General features: G+C 58.3%; 20 protein-coding genes. 9 read left to right on the forward strand and 11 right to left on the reverse strand.

The features are described 5' to 3' along the window. Positions 1–621: 621 nt before the first annotated feature. The 7 genes from B3R00_RS00045 (at position 622) to B3R00_RS16320 (ending at position 4413) form a co-directional block, all read left to right on the forward strand. A complete protein-coding gene (locus B3R00_RS00045) occupies positions 622–792 on the forward strand; it encodes a hypothetical protein (protein ID WP_286996673.1) in 171 nt (56 codons plus the stop codon). 551 nt (positions 793–1343) lie between these two features. Beyond that, positions 1344–1484 (forward strand): hypothetical protein, encoded by a 141-nt coding sequence (locus B3R00_RS00050; RefSeq protein ID WP_286996674.1) that lies wholly within the window; start codon positions 1344–1346, stop codon positions 1482–1484. Between the two features lie 447 nt (positions 1485–1931). After that, on the forward strand, positions 1932–2144 hold the full coding sequence (locus tag B3R00_RS00055) for a hypothetical protein (protein WP_286996675.1): 213 nt from the start codon (positions 1932–1934) through the stop codon (positions 2142–2144). A gap of 122 nt (positions 2145–2266) precedes the next feature. Beyond that, a complete protein-coding gene (locus B3R00_RS00060) occupies positions 2267–2743 on the forward strand; it encodes a hypothetical protein (protein ID WP_286996676.1) in 477 nt (158 codons plus the stop codon). A 170-nt stretch (positions 2744–2913) separates the two neighbouring features. Further along, complete coding sequence (locus B3R00_RS00065; RefSeq protein ID WP_286996677.1) at positions 2914–3825, forward strand: hypothetical protein; 912 nt, start codon at positions 2914–2916, stop codon at positions 3823–3825. After that, positions 3815–4066 (forward strand): hypothetical protein, encoded by a 252-nt coding sequence (locus tag B3R00_RS00070; RefSeq protein ID WP_286996678.1) that lies wholly within the window; start codon positions 3815–3817, stop codon positions 4064–4066. Before B3R00_RS00065 ends, B3R00_RS00070 begins: the two co-directional genes overlap by 11 nt. A gap of 146 nt (positions 4067–4212) precedes the next feature. Beyond that, positions 4213–4413, forward strand: a complete 201-nt coding sequence (locus B3R00_RS16320) for a helix-turn-helix transcriptional regulator (protein WP_349682254.1) — start codon at positions 4213–4215, stop codon at positions 4411–4413. Here B3R00_RS16320 and B3R00_RS00075 read toward each other — a convergent pair. The 11 genes from B3R00_RS00075 to B3R00_RS00125 form a co-directional block, all read right to left on the reverse strand. Then, entirely contained in the window at positions 4382–5584 is a 1203-nt protein-coding gene (locus B3R00_RS00075) for a tyrosine-type recombinase/integrase (protein WP_286996680.1), read from the reverse strand. The two genes, B3R00_RS16320 and B3R00_RS00075, sit on opposite strands and share 32 nt — an antisense overlap. Before the next feature lie 248 nt (positions 5585–5832). After that, complete coding sequence (locus B3R00_RS00080; protein WP_286996682.1) at positions 5833–7305, reverse strand: ATP-binding protein; 1473 nt, start codon at positions 7303–7305, stop codon at positions 5833–5835. Then, positions 7302–7979 carry a response regulator gene (locus B3R00_RS00085; protein WP_286996684.1) on the reverse strand — a complete coding sequence of 226 codons (678 nt, stop codon included), beginning with the start codon at positions 7977–7979 and terminating at the stop codon, positions 7302–7304. Before B3R00_RS00085 ends, B3R00_RS00080 begins: the two co-directional genes overlap by 4 nt. A 240-nt stretch (positions 7980–8219) precedes the next feature. Continuing rightward, the gene (locus B3R00_RS00090; RefSeq protein ID WP_286996685.1) at positions 8220–11405 is read right to left on the reverse strand and encodes a tetrathionate reductase subunit A; all 3186 of its coding nucleotides are present in this window, start codon (positions 11403–11405) and stop codon (positions 8220–8222) included. A 102-nt stretch (positions 11406–11507) separates the two neighbouring features. Then, on the reverse strand, positions 11508–12545 hold the full coding sequence (gene nrfD, locus B3R00_RS00095) for an NrfD/PsrC family molybdoenzyme membrane anchor subunit (protein WP_286996687.1): 1038 nt from the start codon (positions 12543–12545) through the stop codon (positions 11508–11510). 17 nt (positions 12546–12562) lie between these two features. Further along, the gene (dsrO, locus tag B3R00_RS00100) at positions 12563–13333 is read right to left on the reverse strand and encodes a sulfate reduction electron transfer complex DsrMKJOP subunit DsrO (RefSeq protein ID WP_286996688.1); all 771 of its coding nucleotides are present in this window, start codon (positions 13331–13333) and stop codon (positions 12563–12565) included. 238 nt (positions 13334–13571) lie between these two features. Further along, the gene (locus B3R00_RS00105) at positions 13572–14168 is read right to left on the reverse strand and encodes a DUF599 family protein (protein WP_286996689.1); all 597 of its coding nucleotides are present in this window, start codon (positions 14166–14168) and stop codon (positions 13572–13574) included. A 66-nt stretch (positions 14169–14234) separates the two neighbouring features. Then, positions 14235–14651: a DUF6691 family protein gene (locus B3R00_RS00110; protein WP_376747688.1), complete on the reverse strand. Its 417-nt coding sequence runs from the start codon at positions 14649–14651 to the stop codon at positions 14235–14237. A 22-nt stretch (positions 14652–14673) separates the two neighbouring features. Next, positions 14674–15117 (reverse strand): YeeE/YedE family protein, encoded by a 444-nt coding sequence (locus tag B3R00_RS00115; RefSeq protein WP_286996691.1) that lies wholly within the window; start codon positions 15115–15117, stop codon positions 14674–14676. Then, entirely contained in the window at positions 15114–15476 is a 363-nt protein-coding gene (locus tag B3R00_RS00120) for an ArsR/SmtB family transcription factor (protein ID WP_286996692.1), read from the reverse strand. Before B3R00_RS00120 ends, B3R00_RS00115 begins: the two co-directional genes overlap by 4 nt. A 63-nt stretch (positions 15477–15539) precedes the next feature. Continuing rightward, entirely contained in the window at positions 15540–15737 is a 198-nt protein-coding gene (locus tag B3R00_RS00125; protein ID WP_286996693.1) for a YgaP family membrane protein, read from the reverse strand. Positions 15738–15877: 140 nt separating this feature from the next. Between B3R00_RS00125 and B3R00_RS00130 the strand changes: the two genes are divergently transcribed. Continuing rightward, the gene (locus tag B3R00_RS00130) at positions 15878–16801 is read left to right on the forward strand and encodes an MBL fold metallo-hydrolase (RefSeq protein WP_286996694.1); all 924 of its coding nucleotides are present in this window, start codon (positions 15878–15880) and stop codon (positions 16799–16801) included. A gap of 33 nt (positions 16802–16834) precedes the next feature. Next, the gene (locus B3R00_RS00135) at positions 16835–17194 is read left to right on the forward strand and encodes a carboxymuconolactone decarboxylase family protein (protein ID WP_174864214.1); all 360 of its coding nucleotides are present in this window, start codon (positions 16835–16837) and stop codon (positions 17192–17194) included. Positions 17195–17250 lie beyond the last annotated feature (56 nt).

The following is a 17250-nucleotide window of genomic DNA, read 5'->3' on the forward strand; positions in this document are numbered from 1 at the left end:
CTTCTGGATGGAAATCAACAGGCTGGGTAAATAAAGAACCCTCGCGGGTGGTAGCGAGCAACAAAAGACCATCGGTCGTCTAAGTCAGTACTGCTCTGCCCCCGGATGGGATCGGCATCAGGAACATCAAAAGGCCACGCGAAATCCAGACGCTGGGATCTGTACGGAGTTGAGGCATACCGGGTTGCCAAGAACAGCAAAGCCCATCGCGCAAGCGATGACAGGTCGGAAAGTCACGACCACAAACCAGAGCTTTTTTCTTCAAAGAGGGCTCTGCTTTGTGGGTTACCTGAACTTACCAAGAAGGTGTAACGCACGCACTTCTGGTTGCGAAAGAGATTACTGTGAGCTTGGGGAGGCAATCGTTTTTATTTTTTCAATCGGAGGTCTTATGTCATGGTTCCACAAGTATTTACCCTCGTTCTGCAAGCACTCTCAGCGCAATTCAAACGCCGCAGCCCAGCAGCCAGCGCCGCCTGATAAGGCTCCAAGCCCGCAGGATAAAACAGGCTCCCAGCCAGCACCCCCAAGAAAGCGCACACCACTCAGTGCAGCACAGCTGGATTACTAAACGCCGAGCGCTCTTCAAACAGAGCACTCTCACTAACAGGGAATAACAAAATGAAAGAATCTAAACAGCAAGGCCAACCTAGCAAGCCTGAGCCGCGCAATCACAGCAAACCGGCTGAGCAAAAAACCAATTCCAAGCCTTCTTCAATTCAGCCATCCACCTTTGACAAGGGACACCCTGGACAGTGCCCAAAGGAAAAAACTGAAGACGTGTACGAGTAAGGAGGATGCGTTTTTTTGATTAACGCACCTGTCTATCAATAGAGCTTTGCCTGCCTAGTGCAGGTTTTTTTATCCATACAAAAGCTGGCTAACACCCTATTGAATTCTGTGAAGCTAAGCGGATGTAACGCCCAACCAGCAGTCCCCACAAAGATGTACTCTGAACCCGGGAGGGTTTATGGCTATTTCTTAAAGAGGTGTTGTATGTCTTGGCTTCAAAAATGCTTTAAAAACCTGTGTAGATGCTGCGGCGCGAAACCTAACGCCACCGCTACGCACCCTCCTCCTAATCAGCCCGATAAGGCGCCCACCGATCAGGAGCAAAAAAACGATCAGCAGCAACAGCGGCAGCGAATGAATCCGTCAAATCCTCTGCCCCTCACCAAACTTGAGGCTGAATACTAGGTGCCGTAGGCGCTCATCATCACAAGATGAAGCCCTACTTAAACAATGTCGTTACTTACGTATTCGTACAACGATGGTACTCATTTAGGTCCACTGTGAAGACGTGGCAACCATTTCGGTTACCACAAACCTAAGGAGTCATCGCTATGACACAAACCAACCAACCAGGTTCTACCAACCCCAGCCAAAAGCCAGGCCAGCCGCAACAAGCAGCGCCTAACAAGCCACAGCCTGGGCAGCAGCCTTCGGATAAAAATCAAGACGACAAGTCCAAGCAACACAGCTAAAGCTTGTTTCTTGCCAAGGTAACCGTCTCGCTTACCCGTCTGGATCCTAGTAACAAGGCCCGCACATAGCGGGTTTTTTTTCGTCTTGTTTTAACAGGGCCATCCAGTGAACCCTTTGCGCTTTACGGGTCTCGCTTGCAACGCCTATCCCTCTGGGCAAAGCAGGTAGCAAAGGGTTCGCTAGATGGTGAATGCGCGGCAAGCCGCGTGGCGCTTTGGAATTGAACCGGCGTCGGATTGTCCTAGGCTGTACCCGAAAGGGCTAGGCAGCTGCCATGAAAAAACAGGCGCGCCCCTGACCACCATCTACCTTTTCCAGCCGGGTTGTGGGCATCACCTCCCTCCCTCTCTTACTTCCCATGACAGCCCTTGAGTGGGCAGCCGGCTTTCCTCTCCCCCTTCCCGCCCTGAGCAATCACGGCGGGTTTTTCTTTTGGAGCCTCTGAAATGTCCCGCTACTCATCCAGCATTGCGCGCCATGCCTCTCGCCAACGCCGCGGCGCGCCCATAGCTAACCTGACCTTTGCACAGCGCCAAGAACAACGCCGCCTTGATGCGCAAGCTGATGGCCACCTGTTTGTGCCAGCGCGCTCGCCTGAGCAAATCCGCCAGACCTTGAGCCAGCCTGCCTCCGTGATTGGCAGCGCGGACGCTTTCTAAGAGGCAGCAGTCATGTCTGCAGCCCTTACCGTTATGGCTGCCTTTTGCATTGCCATAGGCCTTAGCGCCTTGGCTGCAGCAGAGAGCTGGCCTGAAGAACCAACTATAGAAAGCAGTAAGCCATGAACAGCAAGTACATGAACCTGGCTGAGCTGAACCAGCAGTTGGGCGTTTGCTTCGTTGATGCTGACAAGCTGGCCTCCATGGGCTTTTTCCCGGTCGTGCTCACCAAGGAGGAGCTGAGCGCCTTAGACGAGGCAACCCGCCGCAAGTGGCGCTCCGCCAAGCTCTACCCCATCAGCAAGCTGCAGGACATTCGCGCCAGCATCGGAGCATCAATGCGCGATTCCTGCTGCGAGTTGCGCCTGGCTGGCCGCGAACTGCTCAACGCTGCCGTGGAGTTACCGCCCAGCCACTCAATCGCCATCAAGATTTCGCACGGCCGCACCGAGGTATCTACCGTCAGGGGCATCGTGCTGACACCTATTGGTGTGGGCAACCAGCCCCTGCACACCGTAGTGCGCTATGCCATCCAGTGCGCGCTGGCCGAAGCCGCAACCCTCAAACGCAGCGCCACCGCAGAGGCTCTAAAACAATAGCTAACAGCGCTTTATTGACAAGCGCCATCCGCGTATTTGTGCATAAACAAAGGCAGAAAATGCCCCACACCCATCACTACAACGAGAAAGCACAAGCAGCGGCAACGCAGATTATTGCCAAACTCCGCACCCTGCTATCCAGCGCGCAGAGCGGGGAGCAAGTGCCCTTCATGTACGCAATCGCAGACGGCTACGGCAACGCATTCTTTGAAGAACAAGGTTGCGTGTCATCCGAAGCCAAAGACCTGCAGCCAGAAGTTGATGGCCTGAATGAAAACTTGGACGGAGAACCGCCTTACAAGGTGGTAGCGGTATACACCCACCACGCCCAGCTTTCAGCAGTGCAAACCACCAAGGTTGTGGAAGCACTGGAAATGCTTGAAAACGGCGCATTGAACGTCGGTGAAAACGCTAAAAACCGAGGCGATGATTACGGCGTTGGTTATGCACAAGCCATGGCGAAGATGGCGCGCGATACCTTGGATGTACTTTCCGCCCCCGCGCACCCCGCAGAGGGAGTGCCAGCGCCAGATTGGCGTGAGCTTGCGGCGCGCGTTATGGATGCCTTGGCAGACGCGCAGGAGCGAACAAATACAGCGCATCCAGAGCATGTGAAATGCTATCCGAGCTGGGAAGCTGGGGCGCGCTGGCTCCGATGGCATGCAGAAATGTTCCGCTCTGGAAAGCCAATCGGCAATGGTGCTGGCCAACCTGCTGTACTTGCTGCCCTTGCCGCCACCCACCCCACCCAGCAGGGGCTGGATGCGCTTACAGATGCAGCGCGCAGCGTACTTGCAGAGCGCGCCCGCCAAATCGCGGTTGAGGGCTGGACGCCAGAGCGCGACGATGCCTACAACCGTGGCGTACTGGCAGAGGCAGGAGGAATTTACGCGCTTCACGCTTTTGACCCACGGCGTGACAATGAGGTGCCAGAAGGTTGGCCATGGCGTAGTAAGTGGTGGAAGCCGAGCACGCCGCGTCGAAATCTGGAAAAAGCAGCTGCGCTAATTCTTGCTGAGATTGAGCGCATTGACCGCATGTGTGCAGCCCAAGCCAAGCAGGAAGGGAACCATGAGTCTTAGTAAAACAACTCCAGCCACACCGCAAGAAGCAGAGCTGCTGGCTATCAAGGCGGTGAATGACTACCTTGCAGCCTGCCGAACCAATTCGAGCGATCCGAACTATGGCAACTACCTCATGAAACTGTGCAGCGTTGCTGGCGTGACCATTGCCAACAAAGAAGGCTATTCCACTGCCGCACAGCGCCTGGAGGGCACTGCTCTTTTTCTACTTGGACAAGCACCACAAGGACATACGCAATGAGCCGCAGAGCCCGCCAGCGCGGCGACAAGCGCGACCGCTGGAAAGACCAGCAAGACCAACAAGACAACCAGCCCCGCTAAGTCGGGGCTTTTTTATTGGTAAAAGATATGAATACAGCCACAACATTGCCCGCAAAGCCCGAAACCATGCTGCGCGAAAAGCAAATACTCGCCGCATTTGCGCCAGTCAATCGAGTGACATGGTGGCGATGGGTCAAAAAAGGGATTGCGCCCAAACCGGTTGCTATTGGCCCTGGTGTAAGAGCGTGGCGCGAGTCCGAAATTATTGCTTGGCAGAACGGGAGCTGGAAGCCTGCTAGCACAGACGATCAGCCCAAGCCTGCATAAGTGGCCGACGCCTTTCCAGCGCATCGGAGCGTCTATAGGCGGCCTCTACCTTTGATTCCAGTGTGTGAGCAAGCGCCAGCTCTAGCAAATCGCGCGGGAAATCAGTTTCATCCCCTCCCCAATCTCGGAATGCGGATCTAAAGCCGTGAGGCACATAGTCCACACCGTACCTGCGCATCTGCATGGTCATGGCCATGTCCGAGATTGGCTTCTCCCCTCTTGCTGATGGGAACAAATAATCTACGCCAGCCATACGTGGCACTTTGGACAGCAGGTGCAACGCCTGCTTACTGAGCGGAACGCGGTGCTCGACGCCCGCCTTCATTCGCTCCTTTGGAATTGTCCAAACACCATCCTCAAAATCAAATTCACCCCAGCGTGCAGCTCGAACCTCGCCTGATCGCGTAGCAGTAAGCACCAACAGCTGCAGCGCCAGTGATGGCGCGCCAGATACGCTTTCAATATGTTGGATAAATGCCGGTATCTCGGCAACTGGCATAGCTTTATGGTGCTCGACTTTCTTGACTTTGCCTGGCTCGGGCAAGATTTTGTCCAGCATGCCTTTCCACTGGGCTGGATTCACTGGCGATCGCCACTCGTGAACTGCAGCATATGCGAGCACTGACTCTATGCGGCCACGCACGCGCACGGCGGTTTCCGTCTTTGTTTCCCATATTGGCCGCAGTACAGCCAGAATGTGCGAAAGCTCGATATCTGCCACATCCATAGCACCAAGGAGCGGGTAAGCATAGGCGTCTAAGCTGCTTCCCCACTGTGCGGCGTGCTTGGCATTTTTCCAGCCTGCGCGCTTTGTTTCGATGAACTCATTGGCCACGTCTTTGAATGTATGGACTGGCTTTTGAGCAACCACAACGACGTTTTGTTTTTTGGTGCGCGGCCCAACTTCGGGAAGGCCAAGGTCAAGCCCCATGCGTATCGATCTACGCTTTTCAATTGCTGCATCACGCGCTTGCGAAAGGGTTACATCCTCGTAGTACCCAAGCCCAATGTCTCGTCTGACACCGTTGACGACTGCCCGGTAAATCCATAATCTGGTTCCGGCATCGGTAACGCGCAGCTGCAACCCTTGAACTCCACCGACTGAGTAGCGGCCGGGTTCACGCAATTTGGCGACGGCAGCCGCACTCAGTTCTTTGGCTTTTTTTGGCATGCAACCAGCATAGCATGCCCACATCCTGCCCACATAAGCACCGAAATACTACGCACTTAATTTAAACAGAGTGCAACAGACAAAAATTTAAATCTTTTAAAAATCAATGCGTTAGCAACATCAGGCATCGCCATGCAACGGGCTAAAGTCGGACACCCCCTCCGCCAATTAAAAAAAGCGCCTTAAAGGCGCTTTTTATTTTTCTAAACTGCCTGGCAAGTGCATCACCAAAAAGTGATTCTTGCAGCTCATTGCGAAAAAATCGGCTCCGCAGCCACGCTGTCGTCCTGCACAACAGCTGGCAAAAACAGCCGCACCAGCAAGCCGCCACCTTCTGCCCGCTCCAGGCTCAGCCGACCATCTGCACTGGCGATGATGCGCTGCACAATCGTGAGTCCCAAGCCCGTCCCCTGCCCCAAAGGGTTTTTGCGCCAAAAGCGCTTCAAGGCTTGCTCGCACTCCGCCTCACTCATGCCAGCCCCATAGTCGCGCACGTGCACGTAAATGCCATCTTGGGTGGGAGCCAGTTCAATTACCGCATCCACGGCTTTATCACCCACGTTATGCCGTAAAGCGTTGTCGATCACATTGCCGACCGCGCACATCAGCAGGGGCAATGGCAAAGGCAGCACAAATTTGCATGCATCCCACACCGCAAGCGCATCAGGGCGCACCTGCGTCTCCAAGGCGGAGGCATAGCCTTTGGACAGCGCATTTTTTTGCGACTGCTCACAGGCGCGCTCAAACGCCGCAAGAATGTCTTCGCCGGCCAAATGCTGCGACACCAAACCTTGCGTACCCTCCAACCTTGCCAACAAGAGCAACTGCTCCAAGGTATCGTGCATATGAGTGATCCCTTGCTTGGCGTTTTCTAGGGACTGGCGCATCTGCACCAGCGCAGGATTCTCTACTTTGTCGCCACGCTGGCACTCGCGTTCAAAGAGCAATTGCATCACTTGGACATGCGTCTTGATCGCCGTTAGTGGGGTGCGTAGCTCATGCGCCGCATCAGCTGTCCAGCGCCGCTCGTGCTCCAGGGCTGCATGACTGCGCAGCAACAGTGCGTTCAAGCTTTGCACCATCGGCGCCAGCTCCGCAATGTCTTGCCCTACTTGAATAGGTTGATCGTCTTGCGGTGGGCGCTTTGCCAGCGCTTGCTGCAAACGCCGCAGTGGCTCCAAACCCCTGGTTCCCACCCACCAGGTAATCGCCAGCAAGCCCAGCAGCGCCATGGCAAAAGGCAGCACCATGGCGTAGGCAAACGATTGCACCAAGTGTTCGCGCACATCAATCCGGTCTGCCGTGGTGATACGAATGCCGTTTTCTTCCAGCACATAGGTGCGCCACGGCTTTCCGCCTTTGGTGATACGCCCAAAGCCCAGCTCTTCGACCTCACCAAATCCGGGGCTGTTTTCGGTGCGTGCAATGGGCAGCACTTCCACCTCACTGCGCACGAGACTGACTTCACATGCCACCCCATCGCGCGCAATGACAGGTGTCAGGTCTGCGGGCTTGGTACCCTTACCGACGGCTGCAACCTGCGCCTGCGAGAACTGCCCCATGATGCCTGCGACCATGCGCGTGGAGGCCACCAACCGGTCGTCTAATACGCTTTGCAGCTCGTGGCGCATGCTGCTAAACATCCAGGCTGCCACCGTGCTCCACAGCACGCAGATGGCAATGCACAAAGTCACCACCAGCCGCACACGCAGGCTTTTCATGCGCACCCCTTGCAATAGGCAGAGCCCAACCGAAAGCCCAACCCTCTCACGGTTTCAATAATGTCTGCACCCAGTTTCTTGCGCAGGTTGTGCACATGCACATTCACGGTGTTGCTACCCACATCCTGCTCAAAGCCATACAAGCTGTCGTGCAGCTGTGCAGGCGTGAGCACACGGCCATTCGCTTGGAGCAAAGCCCCCAGAAGTGACCACTCGCGGCGCGCTAATTCCACCGGCTGCTCCTCCACCCATGCTTCATGCGTGGCAGGGTTCAGGCGCAGCCCCGGCCACTCCAGCCAGTCACTGGCACGCCCGGCAGAGCGGCGGTGCAAAGCCTGCAAGCGCACCACCAGCTCCTGCAGATCAAAAGGCTTGGTCAGATAGTCATCACTCCCCTTTTGAAAGCCCGCAAGCTTGTCTTCCAGGGTGCTGCGTGCCGTCAAAATCAACACTGGCATTACCAGATTCCGGGTGCGCCATTGGTGCAGCAGCTCCAGCCCACAGCCATCAGGCAGCCCCAGATCCAGCACGCAGACATCAAACTGGCTACCCGCGATCAGCAATTGCGCAGCGGATGCACTGGCCGCCACATCACAGGTGAAGCCATGCAGTTCCAACCCTGCCTTAATGCCAGAAGCAACCAGCACGTTGTCTTCAACAATCAGTGTGTGCATAAATCCATCAGTACTTGCAAATATTGCGCACCCAACCGGACGTCATAGTGCGTGATGCCGCCTATTGTCTCCAGAAGCCTTGCGGCACGGCTTGCACTTACCGCTAATCAATCACACGCACAAGTGCTTGGCATTCACGCTGTGCACCAAACGACAAGCTGTGCCCTGTACAGAAAAAACCCACCGCAAGCGGTGGGCCAAACCAGTACTCTGGAGGTGCACAGGTTATTGAAAACTGCGTTAAACCTTTCTGACGCTTACAGGCAAACCTTGGCGCACTACCGCCCCGGACACCCAGTCGATCCACACATTGTCCTTGGCAGGGCGTGTGGGGTCTGCAAAACCCAGGCGGTTCAGGTTCACGCCATTGCCGTGCTGAGGGTTGGCATGCGTAGCTTTGCCATCAATCTTGTGCGCCACGGTACCCAGTTGCGTATGGCCATAGCCGTACTCAATAGCAATCGCACCCTGGGCAATGCCGCTGCGCACCAGTGCCACGCCTTGCAGCTTGGCGCCGGGCGTTTTGACTTCAATGCGGTCGCCGTTGGCAATCCCCAGCTTGGCTGCATCTGCAGCGTTCAGGCTGATGGGGTTGTGCGGGTGCACCTGGCGCAGGCGCGGTGCAGCAATCGACATGGAACTCATCAAGTTGGACTTGTACGAGCTCATCGTCAACGGCCACTCGCTCTCAGGGAAGTGCTCACGCATGCTGGTGCCGTCGGCAAACCGTGTGGGGTACCAGGTGGGGCAGCCGCTGTAGCGCTCGCCCGTCATGGAGTGACGCATCTTGGACAAGCCCTCGTGCCAGATCTGCACCGGGAATTTATGCGCCTGCTTGATGTGCTCGCCCTTCCACGCGTCTTCCACCGCATCAAAACGGCCTCCACGGCTCATCACCATGGCAACGCGGCGCACCTCTTCGGGCTTCACGCGCGCTTCCAAGGCGGGCATCCATTTGCTCAGTCCTGTGATAGCAATATCGTCATCGCTGGCTTCAGGCACAGGCTTGCCTGCTTGGTAGGCAATATTGCACATGCCGCGCAGGTAGAAGTCTTCGGGCGTTTCCAGATCCAGCGGCTCTCCGTCCTTGGTCGACATTGCATTTTTGCCAAAGCCTGGCAGTTGCAACTGCTTGGCCAGCGCAAACACAAAAGTCTCAAAGCTCACCGGTTTGCCGTCTGCAGTCTTGGCTGTAGCCGCTTCCACCGTAGGCCAGCGCACCGTGCTGCTCTTTGCCACCACGTCCGCCCAAGGCGCGCCCACACCCCAGCTTTCGTAAGTGAGAGTGTCGGGCACGATGTAGTCGGCCAGCGCCGAAGTCTCGTTGATGAACGGATCTACCGACACAAACAACGGCAGCTTCTTGGGGTCCTTGACCGCTTCAACCAAGGTGTTCTCAAAGCCACAAATCGCATACACAGGGTTGCTCATGTGGTTGATCCATGCCTTCACGGGATACGGGTAGCCCAGCAAGCCGGCCGCCAGCATTTCGCTGCTCATGCCGCCCGGCGCGGGGTACCACGGCGCTTTGGCTGGGTAAGGGTTCTCACCTGCCTCTTTTTTGCGCTTGAACTCGCTGGTCTTCTCGTACGGGAAGCGTGTGCGCGACAGCGCCACACCACTGGCCTTGACCGCACCTTTGAACTGCGCAAAGTTGTAGCGCGGACCGGGGCCGAACGGACCAAAGGGCCCTGCATCCAGCACCCAGCCGCCCTTGACGTTCAGGTTGCCAATCAGATTGTTCAACATGGCAATCGCGTAAGCGGTGTAAAAACCCGATCCGCTCATGGTGCCACCGTGCGAGTTGGCCACGGCCTGCTTGCCATGGCTAGTGAACTCATGCGCCAAGGCTTCAATTTCGGCCACGGGCACGCCGCAGATTTCCGCATATTCCTGCAAGGTCATTTGCTGGGCCGACTCGCGCAGCTTGACCATGGAGGTGCTCACAGGCAACTCCACTTCCTTAGCCGGTGCATCGCCTTGGGCGGGCACTTGTACCTTGACCGGTTTGTCCTGCACCCACAAATCTGCCGGCTGCGCGCTGGTATGGGGCGCCAGCGTGCCGTCCAGCAGTTGCACCACGTACACGTCTTCCGCAGGGGTCTTGTCATCCACCGGTGCAGGCATGGGCCAACCCAGATCGGCTCCGCGCAGGAAGTGGCCGTAGCGGGGATGCTTGGGGTCATCAATCAGCAGGTGAGAGGCATTGCTCCACGAGGCTTCACCGGCAGCTGCCATGGCGGCAGGGCCAGGCTGGCTCAGGAACTTGGCGTCATAGCGTTCGTTCTCAATGATCCAGCGGATCATGCCCAGCACCAGGGCCAGGTCGGTTGCAGGCTTGATGGGCAACCAGCGGTTGTTGTCGCCCGAGGCATAGCTTGACGATGTGGGCAGCACGGGTGAGACCACCACGTACTGGTAGGTTTGCTCGTGGCGCGAGCGCGCTTCCGCCAGTTCCCGGCCTTGGCGCTGGAAGGGGTTACCCGCCTGGGCAGGGGCCGTGCCAATAAACAAACCAAAGCGTGAGTTTTTCCAGTCGGGCTTGCCGTGAGGCATGCCAGGAATATTGCCCAGCGCCGCTGCCGTGCCCACGCGGTAGGTCTGGCCACAGTAGGCGCCGTGGTTGGCCACGTTCACCGTGCCAAAAGCCTGGCGCGCAAAACGGTTGATCAGCGGGGTGCGACCTTCGTTGGAGGCATCGGTCACCAGCAGCTGGTTGGCCTTGGGGCCGTACTCGGGGTTGTCGGCATCAATCAGCGTCTCCAGATCACGGATGCTGGCCAAGCCTTCCACATGGCCTTCGCCAAACAAATTGCCGCCCTCGCTGATTTCCTTGACCAACTGCTCCAGCGAAATGCTTTGCCACTGGCCCGAGCCACGGGGACCTACGCGTTTGAGCGGCGTCAGCACGCGGTGCTCGGCTTTTTGGTGCGCCAGCATGGCAGAGCCACGGGCACAGCTGGTGGCACGGCCTTCCAAGCCGTTGTCGCCGCCCAGCATGGCATACACCTCACGCACCGGCGTTTCCATGGGTGCAGGGTTGGTGGTTGCCAGCGGGTGGTAGGGGTTGCCGGCAATGCGCAAGATGGTGTTGTTGTCAGTATCCACGCGCACGCGCACGCCGCACTGCGTCCAGCAGCCCAGGCAGCTCGAAGGGCTGACCACTTGGCCAGGCTGGGTCGTGAGCTGACCCGTGGCGGGGTCGATACGGAATTCGGGCTGCAGCGAGTTGCCACGGGTTGCACTGGCGGTTGCCGTGCCCGAGGTGCCATCGATCAAGCCCTTGGCTCCACGCGCCACGGTTTGGCCGTAGCCCGCCGCGAATGCGGCCAGACCACCGGCCACCGCACCACCACGCAGCAGCAAGCGGCGGCGTGCAACGTCAGCATCTTGGGATTGTTCGGGAGAGTGTTTTTTATCAGTCATGGTTGCCCTTTCAGGGCAGGCGCTCACAGCTTTTGAAGCAGCCAGCGCCCGTCAATATTGCGTTAGAGGCTTGTTTCTTTCAAAGTCTCGGGCCAGCAAGGCTTACGCGACCCGGGGGCTGCGGGCAGGAAATACTTCCAGCGCCCACGTCGCCATGGCCACCAAAGCCACGCACAAGCCCGCCACACCCAGCATGCCCAGTAGGCCATCGCCGCCCCAAGGCATGTGGTACAGGTACAGGCCCGCGCCAAACTTGGGTACGCCCTGCACCCCCATGAACAGCGCCCAGCGGAAGGCCCAAGCGGCAGCGGCCAACCCCAGGCCCAGCACCAACGTAAAGCCCTTGGCCTGCAAGCGCTGCTTGCCGCGCAGCAAGGCACCCACGACGACCGCGCCAAAGATGGCCGAGCCGATCATGGTCATGCGCCACACCGGGAACTCCTGCACCAAGCGCAGGGCTTCGTTGAACGAGGGGCTCATGCCCAGCAGACCGCTGAGCGCCCACAACACCGCCGCCACCACCAGTGCGGCAGCCAGCCACAGGCCAATGGCACGCAAAGCCTGCAAAGCGCGGGCGTCAGGGCGCAGCTGGGCGGGCAAGAAGCGCTCCACCACCAGGGCCACACCCACTGCAGCCAGCCAGCCTGTCAGCGCCAGGTTCACAGGCACCCACATCGTGTTCCACAAGGGGCGTGAGCGCACCACCATCATTTCTGCACCGGTATAGACCGTGATGGACAGTGCCGACAGCACCATCAACGGTGCCAGCCAGCGCAGCCAGCGCGCCTGGCCCAGCCACCAGCTGGCGCACATGGCCACCAGCAAGCCCATGAACACAGGCAGCAGCACCGCGCCCCGCCACATCCACGACCACGGAGTCATGTGTGCATAAAAATGCCAAAACCGAGCGGGCTGGTGCAAGTCGGCCAACAACGACACGGGAGCAGCCAGGCCGCTGACGGCCAACGTCAATACCGCCACAGGCATCAAGCGCTGCAGCGCCCCACCCGCTTGGCCGAAGGCACACACACTCACCAGCAATGCAGCGCCAGTGGCTACGCCAACGAGGAAAAAGTACTGCACCGCCCAAGGCAGCCACGCCACTTCGTAGTGCGGCGTCAGGAGTTCAATGATTTGCATAAAAGCCTCCGGGAAGTTCAGTGGTCTGACAGCAAGCGCACGCTGGCTTGGCCATCAACGCCGTTCACGAACGCATCGGGCAAGCCGATGTAGAACACGCGCGGCTCGGTCTTCATGCCGGGCTTGAGCACCTTGATGTCGTCCTTGTCCGCTTGCATGCGCTGGTTGATCTCGCTGTCAGCGTCGTTCAAGTCACCAATCACACGCGCACCACCCACGCAGCTTTCCACGCAAGCGGGCAGCAAGCCCGCCTCCAAACGGTGCTCACAGAAGGTGCACTTGTCGGCGGTTTGGGTTTCGTGGTTGATAAAGCGGGCGTCGTAGGGGCAGGCCTGCACGCAGTAGCCGCAGCCTACGCAGCGCTCGTTGTCGACCAGCACAATGCCGTCGGTGCGCTGGAAGGTGGCCTGCACCGGGCACACAGGCACGCACGGCGGGTTGTCGCAGTGGTTGCACAGGCGCGGCAGGCTGACCATGGCCGGGGCACTGCCCTCACCCTGGTTCACCTCGTACTGCAGCACGGTGGTGCGGAACTGGCCGATGGGCGGCAGGTTTTCCACCGAGCAACTCACCGTGCAGGCCTGGCAGCCGATGCACTTGCGCATATCCACCAGCATGCCAAAGCGCTTGCCTTGCATACCGGGTCGGCGGGTGGGTTGAAAATCTGGCAGCGCCGGCGCGGCTTGCGCGGCGCCAGCAAGCCCAAAGCCCGTGGCCAGCGCAACCAACTCTTGCAAGAAACTGCGCTTGCTGTCGGAGGTCGTGGGGGATAGGCGGTTTTCAGTCATATTGAAAATCCGTTTATTAATGGAATAGACTGATTTTCAACCCGCTGGCGGCTATTTATATTTGACCATTGTCAATAATATAAGCCATTGTTTTTATTGGTATTTTTTATAAATTTTCCGATTATCAAAAATAAATATTAAGGAAGTATTAAGTAGTCAAAATAATCGCGCACATACAGCAATAAAATCAAAACGCTACGATCCGGCCCCTGCTGCGTCGCCGCATCTGTGTTAGCGCTTAGCGATCAATACCGCGCCACAGCACCACCAGCATGAGCACCGCAGCAATCACCCCGGGCCACGCAAACAACCCCACCACGGCCACCGGCACACACCACATCAGCAAGCGCACCGACAAGGCGTAGTAATGCCCGGCCTTGCGCAGGCACTGCTGCCCTAAAGGCAGCCACTGCTGGCGCTGCGCGCTGCCCACGGGCATGCCTGCCACAAACCCGGCGTGGTGCCACTGGCGCGCAGACAGCATGGAGGTGATGAACGACATGCCCAGCAGCACCAGCACGGCCAGCACATGCTGCAAAAACGCGCTTTTGTTGCCGAGCGAAACCGTCTGCGCCCAGCTGCTGTAGAGCAAGCTGATGCTGCCCATGAACGCCAGCGTGGCGGCGGTGGCCGTCATCGTGCAGGACATGAGGGAGTTGCGAATGGTCTGCACGCCCAGCACTTCGGTGCCCGGCGTGGCGGACACCGACTGCAGCCAGTCGCTGCGCAGTTGGTCGTGCTGGCGCGTGGCTGCTGAAGGCCAGCACCATTGCTTGACAAAGTACACCAGCGCCAGCGCCAAGGTCAGCCACAGCGGCCACATCTGTTCGTGCATATTCTTAGCCTTTTAAGGCTCTAGCGCTTACGCAGCAAGCACTAGCAGCTATCAATAATAGTATTCTCAAGCCGATCGCTTGGCCCATGCATGCTGCAGCACCATGCCAGCCAGCATTGCAGCCACAAACAGCCACACCTCAAAGCGCAGTGTCGCCAGATTCATCACGGCAGGGCCTGGACAAAAGCCTGCCAGCCCCCAGCCCGCGCCAAACAAAGCGGCACCCGTGAGCAGTTTGCGATCCACCGCCTTCGATGTGGGCAGTTGCATGGGCTCACCCAAAACCGAGGTCTTGCGGTGTTTGGCCCAGGTAAAAGCAAGCAGCCCGACGGCAATCGCGCCGCCCATCACCAGTCCCAATGAAGGGTCCCAAGTGCCACTAATATCCAGAAAATTTTGCACCTTGGCGGGGTTACCCATGCCCGACAGAATCAAGCCCAGGCCAAACACCAGCCCCGACAGCAAAGCAACGATTGCAACCATCACAACATCCTCTCTTGCAGACTTAAGCCAGCACGTGGCGCACGACAAACACCGTCAGCACACCCGTGGCCATGAACATCAGCGTTGCCGCCAGCGAACGCAGCGACAGGCGTGACAGGCCGCACACCCCGTGCCCACTGGTGCAGCCCGAGCCCAAACGCGTACCAAAGCCCACCAGCAAACCAGCCAGCCCGATCACCCAAGGGTTGGAAGGCATCTCCATCGCGGGCAAGGGTGCAAACCATTGCCACACAATGGGCGCAGCCACCATCCCCAGCACAAACGCCACACGCCAGCCCCACTGCCTGACCGAGCCCCAGGTGGCGGCTTGCAGCAAATTACCAACGATGCCACTGATCCCCGCAATACGCCCCAGCAGCACCACCATCAATGCAGCGGCCAAGCCAATGAGCACACCACCCGCCAGCGCCGACCAGGGCGTAAAAGCTTCCCAATAAATACTCATGCCTGAGCTCCATGTGCGGCCGGGCCGCAGAACAACTGATGCACCACTTGCATCAACTGCAAAGCACGCACATCGGCCAATTGGTACCAAATAAACTTGCCGTCACGGCGCGTGGACACCAGCCCCTCACGGCGCAGCACCCCCAGTTGCTGGGACAGCGTGGGCTGGGTAATGCCCGTGAGTTGCTCCAGCTCTGTCACCGTACGCTCTTGCAAGGCAATCTGGCACAACAGCAGCAAGCGGTCTTCATTGCCCAAGAGCTTGAGCATGCCCACCGCCTCTGCCGCATGCGCGCGCATGCTCGCCAAATCCAATGCTGCAACGGGGTCTACCGCTGGCTCCATGAAAGTTGTTTCCATCATCATCCCCACCAAGGGCACTTGTGGCGCCCTCGGTGCCAAGTTAAACCGCCACCGACCGACTCATTGCTTGCGCTGCAAAGGACACGTGCTCAGCCCCAGCAGCGGGTACAAAGGGCAAAAACGCACAAGCCCTGTGAGCAAAGGAATCACGCCCAGCCAGCCCCACCAGCCCACAGTGCCTGTGGCCGCCAGCACAATCAGCACCAAGCCCAGCACGATGCGCAGCCCACGATCCCAACCACCAACATTTGCCTTCATTGCCATCTCCTGAGTTGTTGAAAACGTAGACGGTGTTGACTTTTGTCACATACAGAACAAACACGCCTCACTCAATCTACGTTTTTATATTATATTAAAAAACATATTGATTGCGTGACCGTTGCAAAAAAGGAATCTCCATGCACACACCCCAGCCCCACATCGAATCGTTTTTTGACGACGTCACCGGCACGGTCAGCTATGTACTGGCCGACACAGTCACAAGGCACGCTGCAGTGATTGACCCGGTGCTGGACTTTGAGCCCAAGTCCGGCACGCTCACCAGCGCCAGCAGCGACCGCATGATCGAGTACGTGCGTGCCCAAGGCTGGCAGGTGCAGTGGATTTTGGAGACGCACGCCCACGCTGACCACATCTCCGGCGCGCAGCATATTCGCCACCATCTGGGCGGCAAGATTGCGATTGGCGCCAACATCCGCCAGGTGCAAAAAATCTTCCGCACCGTGTTCCACTTTGAACGCAGCTTTTTGCCGGATGGCAGCCAGTTTGACCACCTGTTTGAGGACGGCGAAGTCTTCCACGTGGGCAACTTGGCCGTCACGGCCTTGCTGGTGCCGGGCCACACCCCCGCCGACATGGCCTATTTGGTGGGCCGCGATGTGTTTGTGGGTGACACCTTGTTCATGCCCGATGTGGGCACCGCCCGCGCAGACTTCCCCGGCGGAGATGCCGCAGTGCTGTACCGCTCCATCCAGCGCATTTTGCGCCTGCCTGCAGACACCCGCATCCACGTCTGCCACGACTACCCGCCAGCCCCCCGCGCAGCCGCATGGGTCAGCACCGTGGCCGAGCAAAAAGCGCACAACATCCATGTGCGCGACGGCATCAGCGAAGCGGAGTTTGTGGTTATGCGCAACCGCCGTGATGCCACCTTGGCCATGCCCACGTTGATCTTGCCTTCCGTGCAGGTCAACCTGAGGGCGGGCCGCATGCCCCCCGCGCAAACCGATGGCCGCACCTACATCCAAGTGCCGGTCAACGCCTTCCTCCAAGATGCCAGCCAAGCGCCAGACGGCATTTGGCAGCCTGCCCAGTCCCAGTAATACCGTTCACTCGCAAACCGCAAGGAGATCACCATGAGCTCGTTTGACCACCAGACACTGACCCGCGACATCAACCATGCCCTGCGCCCCTTCCGCCAGTCGCAAAGCGCGGCGATGCAAGGCTTTGCGCAGCTGGCCCAGGCATCCATGGCCGAAGGCGCCATCAGCGCCAAAAACAAGGAACTGATTGCGTTGGCCATTGGCGTGACGCAGCGCTGCTCCGGCTGCATTGGTTTTCACACCAAAGCGCTGCAAAAGCTGGGCGCAACACGCCAAGAGTTGGAGGAGATGCTGGGTATTGCCGTGTACATGGGCGGCGGCCCTGCCCTGATGTATGCCGCAGAAACCTTGGATGCCTGGGACAAACTGAACCCACCCACACAATCGGCGTAATACCTTTCGACCCACGACGTTGAAGCTGGGCCGTTGGCCTGCACAAAAAAAGCCCG

Origin of the sequence: Comamonas sp. UBA7840 (genome assembly GCF_002501455.1) — a bacterium.
Taxonomy (GTDB): domain Bacteria; phylum Pseudomonadota; class Gammaproteobacteria; order Burkholderiales; family Burkholderiaceae_C; genus Comamonas; species Comamonas jiangduensis.